This window comes from Fibrella musci (assembly GCF_041321105.1).
Lineage (GTDB): Bacteria > Bacteroidota > Bacteroidia > Cytophagales > Spirosomataceae > Fibrella > Fibrella musci.
This window is the reverse complement of record NZ_JBGGWD010000010.1, coordinates 60,141-71,645: the sequence shown is the minus strand read 5'-3', so window position 1 is coordinate 71,645 and position 11,505 is coordinate 60,141. Positions and strand designations below refer to the sequence as shown.

Annotated in this window: 10 protein-coding genes; 4 read left to right on the top strand and 6 right to left on the bottom strand. The window is 55.4% G+C overall.

Going from position 1 to position 11,505, the window contains the following annotated elements; all coding sequences use genetic code 11:
• Positions 1–121: 121 nt before the first annotated feature.
• The 3 genes from rsmA (at position 122) to ACAW74_RS26965 (ending at position 2,927) form a co-directional block, all read left to right on the top strand.
• A complete protein-coding gene (gene rsmA / locus ACAW74_RS26975; protein WP_370701377.1) occupies positions 122–982 on the top strand; it encodes a 16S rRNA (adenine(1518)-N(6)/adenine(1519)-N(6))-dimethyltransferase RsmA in 861 nt (286 codons plus the stop codon).
• A 128-nt stretch (positions 983–1,110) separates the two neighbouring features.
• On the top strand, positions 1,111–2,463 hold the full coding sequence (gene mgtE / locus ACAW74_RS26970) for a magnesium transporter (RefSeq protein WP_370701376.1): 1,353 nt from the start codon (positions 1,111–1,113) through the stop codon (positions 2,461–2,463).
• Between the two features lie 11 nt (positions 2,464–2,474).
• Entirely contained in the window at positions 2,475–2,927 is a 453-nt protein-coding gene (locus tag ACAW74_RS26965) for a GNAT family N-acetyltransferase (RefSeq protein WP_370701375.1), read from the top strand.
• Positions 2,928–2,944: 17 nt separating this feature from the next.
• Here ACAW74_RS26965 and ACAW74_RS26960 read toward each other — a convergent pair whose 3' ends face one another.
• The 6 genes from ACAW74_RS26960 to ACAW74_RS26935 all read right to left on the bottom strand — a co-directional run bounded on the left by ACAW74_RS26960 (position 2,945) and on the right by ACAW74_RS26935 (position 10,992).
• Entirely contained in the window at positions 2,945–4,381 is a 1,437-nt protein-coding gene (locus ACAW74_RS26960; protein WP_370701374.1) for an MOP flippase family protein, read from the bottom strand.
• 69 nt (positions 4,382–4,450) lie between these two features.
• Positions 4,451–6,541, bottom strand: coding sequence for a hypothetical protein (locus ACAW74_RS26955; RefSeq protein ID WP_370701373.1), 2,091 nt, complete (start codon positions 6,539–6,541; stop codon positions 4,451–4,453).
• Positions 6,542–6,680: 139 nt separating this feature from the next.
• Positions 6,681–7,874, bottom strand: a complete 1,194-nt coding sequence (locus ACAW74_RS26950; RefSeq protein ID WP_370701372.1) for an endonuclease/exonuclease/phosphatase family protein — start codon at positions 7,872–7,874, stop codon at positions 6,681–6,683.
• Between the two features lie 32 nt (positions 7,875–7,906).
• Positions 7,907–8,857 carry a DUF8428 domain-containing protein gene (locus ACAW74_RS26945; RefSeq protein ID WP_370701371.1) on the bottom strand — a complete coding sequence of 317 codons (951 nt, stop codon included), beginning with the start codon at positions 8,855–8,857 and terminating at the stop codon, positions 7,907–7,909.
• 69 nt (positions 8,858–8,926) lie between these two features.
• Positions 8,927–10,312: a sensor histidine kinase gene (locus ACAW74_RS26940; RefSeq protein ID WP_370701370.1), complete on the bottom strand. Its 1,386-nt coding sequence runs from the start codon at positions 10,310–10,312 to the stop codon at positions 8,927–8,929.
• The gene (locus ACAW74_RS26935) at positions 10,312–10,992 is read right to left on the bottom strand and encodes a response regulator (protein WP_370701369.1); all 681 of its coding nucleotides are present in this window, start codon (positions 10,990–10,992) and stop codon (positions 10,312–10,314) included. The genes ACAW74_RS26940 and ACAW74_RS26935 overlap by 1 nt, the downstream gene beginning before the upstream one ends.
• Before the next feature lie 250 nt (positions 10,993–11,242).
• Here ACAW74_RS26935 and ACAW74_RS26930 point away from each other — a divergent pair, with 250 nt between their 5' ends.
• The gene (locus ACAW74_RS26930; RefSeq protein WP_370701368.1) at positions 11,243–11,503 is read left to right on the top strand and encodes a hypothetical protein; all 261 of its coding nucleotides are present in this window, start codon (positions 11,243–11,245) and stop codon (positions 11,501–11,503) included.
• Positions 11,504–11,505: the final 2 nt, after the last annotated feature.

Here is an 11,505-nt window from a genome sequence, read left to right as displayed (position 1 = left end):
TTAGTAATAAAACAAAAACAACCTGCTTGAATCGGCAACATCGGGAAAAGGAAAGGGCTTAGCCCTTCTCTTTCAGCAGGCCCCGACAAACCGTTGCAAGGCTTCTTCGTACCTTCGCAGCATGAAGTCACGCCATTCTGATAATCGCGCTGGAAAACGTTCGGGTCCGGTTAGTAGCCACGCCAATTACGTTACGCCCAAAAAAGCCCTTGGTCAGCATTTTCTGACCGATATGAGCGTTTCGCAGCGGATTGCCGATCTGCTCAGTGGCCACGCCGGCATCGACGGGGTGCCGTATCTGCATGTGCTCGAAATCGGCCCCGGCACGGGAGTGCTGACTCAGTTTCTGCTCAAAGACACCCGGTTTCAGCTCGACGTGGTGGAGATCGACACCGAATCGGTAACGTACCTGAAACGCAACGTACCTGAGTTGAAGGGGCACATCATTGAAGGCGACTTCCTGCAAATGGACCCTACGCAGTTATACGGCGATTCGGCGGCGCCCTTCGCGGTCATCGGTAATTTTCCATACAACATTTCGAGCCAGATTTTCTTCAAAGTGCTCGAGATGCGCGAGCGGGTGCCCGAGGTGGTAGGTATGTTGCAGCGCGAAGTAGCCCAACGGCTTGCCTCAGGGCCTGGAAGCCGCGATTACGGTATTCTGAGCGTCTTTTTACAAGCCTGGTACGACGTCAAATACGAATTCACGGTGGGGCCGGAGGTGTTTAATCCGCCCCCGAAAGTGCATTCGGGCGTGATCAGCTGCCGCCGTAACAGCCGGACCGATCTGGGCTGCGATGAGCGCAAATTTACTAATGTAGTTAAGCATGGGTTCAATCAGCGCCGCAAAACACTTCGCAACGCGCTCAAACCCCTCGGCATCACCGAAGCCGCCGCCGCCAGTTCCTTCATGGATAAACGCGCCGAACAGCTAAGCGTAGCCGATTTCGTCGAACTGACGCTCTTGATGGAACGCGGATGAAGAAGGGGCCACGGATCAGCACAGATTTAGGTCACAAGTCAATACCGCAGCAAACGCAATGAAGCTGCTTCTCTGAAAAATCCGTTTACCCCTTTCCAGTCGCTTTATCCGCGTTCCCCTTCTTTTCCATGACCTTCGAACTTACCAAAGAATACCTCGACCGGATTCAGACGGCAATCGACGCAGGCGACGAAACGACCCTTCGCGCAGACATGGACGAGCTCTATCCGGCCGATATTTCGGGGATTCTGTATGAACTGGATACGAATTCGGCCCGCTACCTGCTGAGTTTACTCGACAAAAATGTGGGCGCCGAAATTCTGGTGAACCTCGATGAGTCGATTCGGGATGGGTTCATCGCCTCGTTTACATCGGAAGAACTCGCGCCGTTTGTCGAGGAAATGGACTCCGATGATGCCGTCGACTTGCTCAACGAACAGCCGGTTCAATTACGCGAAGAGGTAATCGGCCTGCTCAACGACCGCGAACAGGCCCGGTTTATCATCGACCTGCTTCATTACGACGAAGATGTGGCGGGGGGGCTCATGCAGAAAGAGTTGGTCAAGATTCAGGTCGATACCAACGTCAATCAGTGCATCGAAGAGATCCGGCAGCAGGCCGAGAATGTAGAGAAGGTCTACGCCGTTTATGTGGTTGATGAAGCGGGCAAGCTGTTGGGGTTTGTATCACTGAAGAAGATCGTGCTGGCCCGGAAATACGCCAAAATCGCCGATATCTACGAGCAGGACGTAGTGGCCGTAGAAACCTACCGGCCTGTAACCGAGGTAGCCGAGATCATGCAGAAGTATGACCTTGATGCCGTACCCGTTGTGAACGTACAGGGTCGCCTTCTGGGCCGGATTACCATCGATGACATCGTTGACGTGATTACTGAACAGGCCGAAGACGACATTCAGGCGATTTCGGGTCTGTCGGGCGAAGTCGAGGAAGACGATACGCTCTGGGTACGTGCCAAAGCGCAGCTGCCGTGGCTGTTGGCCGGAGCCGTGGGTAGCTTGATGGCCGCTACGGTAATCAACGGTTTTCAGAGCGAACTGGGCAAAATTGCGGCCCTGGCGGCGTTCATTCCGATCATCGGGTCGACGGGCGGCAACGTGGGCATTCAAACGGCTTCGCTCATTGTGCAAAGCCTCTCCGATTCGTCGGGGCTGACTTACTCGCTGGGGCAGCGGTTGCTCCGAACGCTCGTGCTGGCGCTGGTCAACGGGGCCGTGGTGGGGTTACTGGCCGGATCGTATACGCTGTTGATCGGCGAACCCCGGCTGTTTTCCGTCGTGGGCCTTTCGCTGCTGAGTGTGGTGCTGCTGGCTTCGTTCATGGGTACCATTACGCCCCTGCTTCTCAACCGCATTGGCATTAACCCGGCCGTGGCATCGGGGCCGTTTATCACCACCGCCAACGACCTTATCGGCATCGGCGTCTATTTCCTGATCGCCGAGTACCTGCTGGCGGAGTTATAACGTACCTGCGCGTGCTTATCTACCAAACTCATACCACGCTACCACCCGAACCGCTGCTGGGTACGTTGCTTGACCTGCTCACGGGGGTATTTGCCAATCAGTCGCGAACGGAATGGCTCGATGATCTCACACAAAAGGCAACGTACCCAGCCTTTCAGCTATTATTGGCCCTCGACGGGGAGCGGGTAGTGGGGTGCAAAATTGGCTATGAGCGGCAACCGGGTACGTTCTATAGCTGGTTGGGAGGCGTCGATCCGGGATGGCGCGGGCAGAGCATTGCCGCCGAACTGATGCGTCAACAGCACGAGACCTGCCGCCTCGCCGGGTACGTTACCGTGCGCACGCACACGTACAATCAGTGGCGTTCCATGCTGATTCTGAACATCCGCCACGGTTTCGATGTGGTTGGCACTCAACCCGGCAAACATGGTCTGATGATTATCTTGGAAAAACCGTTGCGCTGACCAAACAGCCAGCCGGTCTATAGCGCCTGCCGCAAACCTTTCAGTTCACGAATCGACACTTTAAAGGCGAGGGTGAGCGCGCCATAGATACCACCCCCGATGGCGATTTCGGCCAGCGCATTGCCAATCCCTTCATGCCCGAAGAAGGCTTTGTAGGCTGCCACACCACCGACCATCAGGATACAGAACAGAACGGGGCGGGCGATGTTGCGCAGGAACGTACCCATAAATGACCCAACGAGGTAGTGCACGATGGCGAAGTTGACCAGCAGGTTAAAGGCCGTAGCGAGCAAAAACGCGGTTGCGGCGCCCTTCACCCCATATTCGCGCCCCAGCCAGTACACCAGCGGAATCTTGATCAGCAGGGTAGCGAGGTTTAGGTAAAAGAGCAGGTTGGGTTTTCCTTTGGTAAACGCCAGTGTGAAGAGGGGATGGCTCAGACACATCAACGTCCCCACGAACACGAAGATGTGAATGAGATCGACGGTAGCTCCCCAACCGGGGCCGTAGAGAAGCGGTACCACCGTGTCAGCGGTGATGAACAGGCCAGCCAGTAGCGGCATGTTGCAATAGCTCAGAATGTCGAGGATTTTCAGATACGATCGCTTCAGTTCGGCGTTGTTATCCTGCATTTTGGCCAGCACCGGGTACGCCACCTGCAGGATAATCGGGTTGAGTTTGGTGATCGGGTACACGGCCAGCTGGTAAGCGAGCGTGTAGAAACCCAGCATTTCGTTGCCCAGGATAAAACCGATGAACAGGTTGTCGTAGTTCGACTGCACAAAGCCCAGAATGCCGTCGCCAAGCGTGTAGAGGCCGAATCGCAGGTGTTCACGCACCTCACGAAGTACCATCTGGAAGCGAGGAATAAACAACGGATACCCCAACAACACCTGTAGCGTGGTGCGCAAGGCCTGCCCCACCAACTGCCCAATTACCAGCGACAGTTCGTGCATGCCCCGGAACGCCAGCACCAGCGTGGTTCCCGTGCCAACAACCGTACCGACAATTTCGATGATCGCAATGGTTCGGAACCGCAGTTCCTTCTCCATCAGGAATAAGTAAAGCTGCCCAATGTATACGATCAGAAAATAGAACGACGAGACGTGCAATACCCGCTCCAGACGGGGCTCGTGATTGTAGCTGGCAATAGTCGGCGCGGTAAACTGAATTACGGTAAAAATCAGCAAACCCAGACTGATATTGAGCCAGTACAGCGTTGAGAGTACCGTACGATCACTCTCTTGTTTGTAGATGATCGATCCCGAAAAGCCGAGGTTTGTAAATAGCTGAAAGAAGGTGAGAATCAGGTTGCTAAGGGCCACTAACCCGAATTCTGTAGGCGAGAGCAACCGGGCCAGTACTGTCACCTGACCAAACTGAAAGACCGTTGAGATTACCGTCGCGATGGTAATCCACTTACCTCCATTCAGGGCTGCACTTTTTGTACTCATTTAAGAAGATGGGATTGGCCACCATAGGCCCTGCGACCACTGTTAACCGCTAATGACGTTACAACTTGCTTATTGGCCGATGACAAAGATAGGTGTCTCACTTACCGGTATAACTACATCACCATTTAGACTCATCATTCGCTGTTTTGTCATATGGTCGCGGCCAATTTGAGGTAAAAAAACTTCGACGGTCTGGCCTTTGGGTACGTTCAGCCGGTAGGTGGTTGTGCGCCCCCGTTCGTCTGGTACCAGCAACACGTATGCCAACTGGCGCGCTCCATTAGGCAACGTCCGTTCGTACTGGTCAACGATGGGGTCGCGGCTAATCGTCTTCTGGTAGGTAAAGTCACCGATTAATTTGGTGGCCTGATACAGATAATCGGCGGCGGGCTTGCGGGTTTTGTCGCCGTTAATGAGTCCCATCGAACTGAACTGGATGGGGTTGGCGGGGTTTTCGTCGTACATCTGGTAAAAAAAGACCCGGTCGATCCCCACGCGGATATACAGCAGCGCTGTTCGTAAAATCCAGTCGGCCTGTGTCTGTAGTACCGACTTCGGCCCGATGGGTATGGCGCGAAACGGACTACCCGGATTGGTGTCGTAGCCTGCCTCGGTAATCCAGACAGGCATGTCACCACAAAGTTCATGCGAGAGCTGCACAAAGGCCCGCGCCTGTTCGCCCACGCCGGCCCGCTCGGGGGCGGCTCCACGTGAAGCGTTTGCCGTTTGGCCCGCTGTTGTCGTCTGCGATGACTGAGTATCGTTGGCGTATAAATGCTGATTCATGACGTCCCAGCAGAGATTGACGCGCCCGTCGGGATGGTAACCCCGAAACTCGCGGCACCAGTCGACCATCGCCCGCACGTAGTCGGTGGTGTGTGCCGCCAGCCCGCCAATAACTACCGTGATAGTCGGATCGGCGTTTTTCACGCCTGCGCCGGGGCCAAGTGTATTCTTGTGTCCGTCGTAAAACGCCGACAGGTTTGCGGCATATTCGCGGGCGGTCTGGTAGCCTTGCCGTCCTTTCCAGGTTTTATCGCGCTCGTTTTCGCATTCGATATACCGAATCAGCCCCAGCCCGATTTTCTTCTGATTGGGAGGGGCCCAGTGCGGGTGCTCAGCGGTGATCTTTACCAGCGCGGGGTCGATTCGCTTGTTGGACCCGTAGCGGGCCGCGTATTGAAACGCCACCCGTGCCTGTTCGAGGTAGGAGCGGGGCTGGCTCAGGTCGGCTCCGTAGCGGACGGGGTTGTTGCCGTAATCGCGCTGATCGGGCGGATAAAGGTTTTCCATCCACTTCGGAATGGTCTTGAGGCAAGCCAGCACGTCGATGTGTTCGGCCTTGAGGCGTTCATACATGGCGTCGTAGTTCCAGCCGCCACTCAGCGTCATGTTATACGAATATTCGCCCGGCTTGGCTTCCAGCTTTTCCCAATCCATGTAGTGCCGAACCGCCGCGAAGCTACGCATGGCGGGCATCCGGCTTTCGTCGACCTCCCACGAGCGGTCGGCTTCTTCCATGTTCCACTCAAACATGTTGACGCCCACCGCCTGTCGAAACGGTGTGTGCCGAACCGGCGGTGCCGTGCTTATGGGTTTTCCAGGTACGTATTGGCCGTATAATTCGAGTTCCGACGGGTAGGCTCCCCAGGTGTTGATGACCAGAAACCGCGCCCCCGCAACGGGCTGCTTCAACCGGAATTCGTCTGGATTCTTCGGGTCCGGACCGACCCACTCATTATATCTGTCGCCAACGAAGCGCGCAATAGGCACTCGTTTCCAGTCGGCGGTAATGATCGAAAGGGTAAACGGCTTGTCGAGGTTTTGGTCGTTGTAATCGTATAGCCGGATGCGGTCGATGGTCATCTGCTCACCAGCCTGCAACGGGTAGTAGGCGTCGTAATTGGGAATGAGTTTGTTCCAGCCCGTCTGTACGCTCTCTTCCAGCTTGCCGTCGAAAAGTCCCTCCAATCCGTTACTGACGTTCACGACCTGATACCAGCGGCGGGCGTCGATGGGGATTCGCCCGTTGGCGTTGAACGCAGCCGGCTGGGTCAGCCCTGCTACCTGAGCCGGATGAACACTCGCGTCGTTGGGCCGATTCAGTACCAACAAGCCAATGCCGAGAACGGCCACTCCCAAAAGGTACATCTGTTTCATCACGTCCTTTGATAGCTGTATCGAATAAGCGCTGAACTCGCTTTACGACATGCTACCTAATTACGTTCTGACCATAGGTTACGGGCTTCGTCACCCCGATTCAGAAGGATAAAACAGGCTCTCAGGTACGTTGCTGGTGCTATTTCGTAGCCAGTGCGTGGCCTATCTGCTGGGTACGTTGGGCAACGATGGCCGCCGGTACGTGCATCGACTTCTTGAGTACGTACTGGGCCAGTACCGGGAAGTGATCCGAGAACGAGATGCCCGACAACGTCTGGCAAGCCTTGATGTGCCAGTCGGAACTGACAAACTGCTGATCGATCCGAACGCAGTAGGGGTGGCGGTTGAGCGTGAACCCAAGCCCCTCGCCCGCTTCCTCAAACGCATTTTTGAAGTTCCGGCTCAGCTTCCCGTAGGAATAGCCGATGGGCGTTTCGTTAAAATCGCCGCAGATGATTACCGGATACCGGCTGCCCGCCACATAGGTCTCGACTTCCCGAAACTGAGCGTTGCGGTTTTCGAACCCTTCTTTCAGGCGGTGAAAGGTATCGGCCAATTCGTGGCAGAAGACGCCCAACTGCCCGTTTTTCAGCGCATCCATCGCCTGATTGGTACGTACGCCCATCGACCACAAATGCACGTTGACGACCCGGATGGTATCGGCCCCGTAGGCGATGTCGGCGCATATAAACCCATTGATGTCAGGCCCCTGCGTGCGGTTCCAGATGCGGCCATACTGGTTGACGATCGGGTATTTGGAAAACAGCGCCAGCCCCACCTCCCGCACATCGCCGAAGCAGGTTAGCTTCCTGAGCGTCGCGGCGTATTGCTGTTCGATTTGCTCATTGGGTGAATACTCCTGAAAACAGGCAATGTCAGCTTTGAGCGAAGCCAGATCGAACCCCGCGGCCCCGCCCGACGGGAAGGTTTCGCTGTTGAAACTGAGTACATTGAGCGTCTGGGCTTGGTTCAGCGAAAGCTCGCCGGGGCTGATGCCTACCAGCCGTTTCGTCACCATAAACGAAAACAGTACCCAGACTACACCCGCCGTAGCGACCAGTTGCTGCCGTTTGACGAACAGATACACGCAGGCCGCAAAACCCGCCAGAATAGCCAGGGGCAGGCTCATCATCATGAACCCCGTGAGCCAGTGGCCAATGACGGGGTAATATGAAAAGGCAATCGTGAGGTAGAGGTAGCTCAGGGCTGTATAGGCAATCGGGAATTTCCGGTAAGCATCGAAAACGCGGCGGGTCAGTCGAATGAGCCCATCAAGCAGCGGCTGCAAGGCAGGCCGCACACGGGAAAGAAATTGCTGAAAGACGGTCATCATGATGTGGTGGCCCAGGGCCAGTTGGAAAGCGTTTATTTTACTATAAACCGACTATCGCCGATTTTGAATCCCTCGGCATACAATTCGACGGCATACGTACCCGGCGCGTAGGGAGCATCCCGACGGAAATACATGTTCACTTGCTGGTCGTTATTCTCGTACGGAACCGTCTGCCGGAAGCTGTAGCCGATCTCACGGCCGTCGAGCCAGGTGGTGCCGCCGAAGCCGCTTTCGCTGACCACAGCGCCGTTAGCGTCCAAGATGCGCAGGTAGATATCTTTGTTATTGCGCTGCGCCACCGGGTTGGAAGGCAGCATAAACGCGATGTGGAGCCGGTCGATGCGCGATGCCTTGTAGGTGCCGCCCTGCCGCTCCCGGCCATTGGCCGCCAGCGCGTTGATTTCGATGTTCAGAGCTTTCAGCGCCGAGGCCAGGCTGACTTTGTTGCGCAGGTCTTCGTTCTGCTCCGAATAGTCGACCACCGTCTGAGCCAGAATGGCTTTTTCCGTTTTCAGGCCCGCGTTTTCGGTCAGAATTGTCTGCCGTTCCTGTTCCAGCACCTGCGCCCGGTTGCGCAGCGAACCGTTTTCGATTTTCAGTTTCCGGATGTCGACCTCGTTATTGGCCAGAAAGGTTTGATAATCCCGGATTTTTAGGTCGTATTGCTGCATCGAAAACGACAGATCCGACTTGAGTTTCTTCTTGTCGTTTTCCAGTTGTCGTTTGATGCGCTCCAGTTCGACAACGCTGCCGCCTAACTGCCGAACCTCGACAATTTTGGTGTCCAGCACGGTTGAGAGCGAGTCAAGCTTCAGTTGGGTGGTAGCAAACTGCTCTACTTTGGTCGTAAGCAGCTTCTGGACTTCCAGCGTTTCGTTGCGCGACCCCATAAACAAGTAGGCCAGCAGGGCAACCACGCCCACCAGTGCCCCGATGGTCATCTTCACGACGCCTTGTTTACCCGTTGTTTCGTCTGTTTCCATACCGTTGTTGCTTTACTGGCCGTAAAGCAACAACGCCGTGCTTAACCTCGACTTAAGCCCACCTTAATTTTAGCTTAAGTGCCCCAGACTGGGCAAAATAAGTGAAAAAGTGGTGCCTTCGGGGGTAGAACGCACCGAGATGTCGCCCCGGTGAAGCTGCGTAATCTGCGCAACAACGGCCAGCCCGACGCCATGCCCCTTACTCGATTGGGCCGTGGCGTTGCTGCGGAAAAACGGCTGAAAAATATGCGGCAGATCGGCAGACGGTATCTGAGGCCCCTCGTTGAAAACCGTCAGGGTGATGCGCTCGTCCCTTGCCAGGAACTCGACCCTGGCTACATGGGTAGGCGAAAATTTGCAGGCGTTATCCATCAGGTTCATCAGCAGCACGCGTAGCGCGGCCCGGTTGCCCTGCACGATTAAGGCATCTTCGTCGTCGGGGAAATCGGTGAAGGTGAGCTGCACCTGATAGGCATCGTGCCAGGCCTGCAACTGCGTTTTGCACTCCCAAAGCAGCTCGTCCATGCGCACCGGCTCAAACGGCATGGTACTGGCCTGAATCGACGTATTCGCCAGTTCGAGCAGGGTATTGGTGAGCTGGGTCAGGGTACGGGTGTCTTCCTGAAGCGATTGCAGGGTCCGTTCGTACGCATCGGCGTCGCGTTTTTGGATCAACGCCACGTCGATTTGCGAGTTGATCTTGGTGAGTGGGTTTTTCAGCTCGTGCGACACGTTGGCGATAAACATCTTCTGCGTGTACAACGCCTGTTCGATGCGGTCAAGCAACTGATTGAAGGTAGCCACCAGCAATCCGATTTCGTCGGAGCGGTTAGGGTGTTCGACCCGCCGCTGCACGTTGGCCGGGAAAATGGTATTTACCTGCTGAATAATGCGGGACATGGGGGCCAGTGCCCGGTCGGCAAAGAGCCAGCCCGATATACCCAGCAGCAGCACGGCGGCCAGAATCATGATCAGCAAAATCTTTTTCAGATCGGCCAGCGCGTCTTTGCCGACCTGATCGATGCCGCTGACAATGACCCAGTTGCCGCCGCCGGTTCGGTTCAGGTGAATCGCGACGACCTGGTATTCGTTGCGCCGCAGATACAGCGTTTGCGCTGCCGAGTCGAGTTGGGGGATAAACTGCTCGTGAAACTGCGTATTGGCCGGATTCGTCGAAAACAGCACTTCCTTCGTGGCGGTGTTGTAAACCGAAATATTCTCGTTGAGCAGCGCTTCTTTCCCCGCCGCATCGATCAGACGAAGCACGGTACTGTCGGTCTGTTGGAGGTCGAAGAGGAGGGTGGTGGTGGTAATAGCGCGGTCCTGAAGGCGTTTGTAGAACCGTTTTTCGAGGTACAGTTTGCTGAAAAAGTAAACGCCAAGCGAAAACAGCAGCAGGATCAGCGTGACCAGAACGACGAATTGGTAGGTGAGCCGGGTACGTATGTTGATCATTACGACGGCAGCTTTACGACGTACCCCATGCCGATCTGCGTGTGCAGAATCTTGGGCTCAAACTCTTTGTCGATCTTTTTGCGCAGAAAGTTGATGTAAACCTCGATGATGTTGGTGCCCGTATCGAAGGTAACATCCCAGAATTTTTCGGCCAGTTCGACTTTGGAAATAACCCGCCCCTGATGCCGCAGGAAGTATTCGAGCAGCTGAAACTCCTTGGCCGTCAGTGAGATGTCTTTGCCTGCCCGAACGACTTGCTTGGTGTCGGGGTTCAGTTCCAAGTCGGCAATCTTCAGCAGGTTGGTGCTGGGTACGTTGCCGGTGCTGCGCCGGGTGAGTGCTCGTACCCGCGCCATCAGCTCGCGAAACTCAAAGGGTTTGACCAGGTAATCGTCGGCGCCCGCGTCGAGGCCCGTGATCTTGTCATCGGTAGTGCCCAGCGCCGTCAGCATCAGAATCGGAGTGGCCACATTGGCGCTCCGCAACTTCCGGCAGAGCTCAAGGCCGTTCAGGCCGGGCAGGATAATGTCGGAGATAATGAGCGCGTAGGCCGACCGGGTTGCCAACTGGTAACCCATCGCGCCGTCGTAGGCCACATCAACCTCCCACTGGTGTTCTTCCAGCCCCTGCCTGATGCTCTGAACCGTTTTGACCTCGTCTTCAACCAACAGAATTTTCATCGTACAGCCATTCCTCCGCCCGAATTTATGGAAATAACCCCAGAGACGGGCTTTTTCGGCGGCTTACACTTGTGTACGGCCCAATTAGCTGGGTAACCACAGCGGCCTGATAGGCTGCTTAGTGAGTTTATCAAACCAAATGAGTGAAAACGAATTATCTAGCTGTAAGGGGAATGTATCGTTCGGGTTTACCCTGCCTGCTAACCGTTAGGTTCGTTATTCAGCGGCCCAACGACAACAGCCATGTATTATGAACCTTGAAAAGATTGCCAGCATTATAACGCCGCTCATGCTTGTCGCGCTGATGGGGCTGATTGCGATTGGCTACGGGTTTGTGAACCCCAGCCAGGAAAACAACGTGCTACAGTTCATCTTCGGGATTCCGATTCTGCTGGGGGCACTTGGGTTGCATTACCTTGTTCGGCGGGCCTCAGATGGGAATGTGCGCCGCATGTGGATCGCGGAAGCTATCATTGTGGGCTTCATGTATCTCTTTTTCCTGCGGAGTTAAGC

What these genes read in the sequence shown, in the direction of transcription:
- rsmA (WP_370701377.1), top strand. Translation starts at nt 122, where the DNA reads ATGAAGTCACGCCATTCTGATAATCGCGCTGGAAAACGTTCGGGTCCG.
- ACAW74_RS26940 (WP_370701370.1), bottom strand. Translation starts at nt 10,312, where the DNA reads ATGATCAACATACGTACCCGGCTCACCTACCAATTCGTCGTTCTGGTC.
- ACAW74_RS26935 (WP_370701369.1), bottom strand. Translation starts at nt 10,992, where the DNA reads ATGAAAATTCTGTTGGTTGAAGACGAGGTCAAAACGGTTCAGAGCATC.
- ACAW74_RS26960 (WP_370701374.1), bottom strand. Translation starts at nt 4,381, where the DNA reads ATGAGTACAAAAAGTGCAGCCCTGAATGGAGGTAAGTGGATTACCATC.
- ACAW74_RS26950 (WP_370701372.1), bottom strand. Translation starts at nt 7,874, where the DNA reads ATGATGACCGTCTTTCAGCAATTTCTTTCCCGTGTGCGGCCTGCCTTG.
- mgtE (WP_370701376.1), top strand. Translation starts at nt 1,111, where the DNA reads ATGACCTTCGAACTTACCAAAGAATACCTCGACCGGATTCAGACGGCA.
- ACAW74_RS26930 (WP_370701368.1), top strand. Translation starts at nt 11,243, where the DNA reads ATGAACCTTGAAAAGATTGCCAGCATTATAACGCCGCTCATGCTTGTC.
- ACAW74_RS26955 (WP_370701373.1), bottom strand. Translation starts at nt 6,541, where the DNA reads ATGAAACAGATGTACCTTTTGGGAGTGGCCGTTCTCGGCATTGGCTTG.
- ACAW74_RS26945 (WP_370701371.1), bottom strand. Translation starts at nt 8,857, where the DNA reads ATGGAAACAGACGAAACAACGGGTAAACAAGGCGTCGTGAAGATGACC.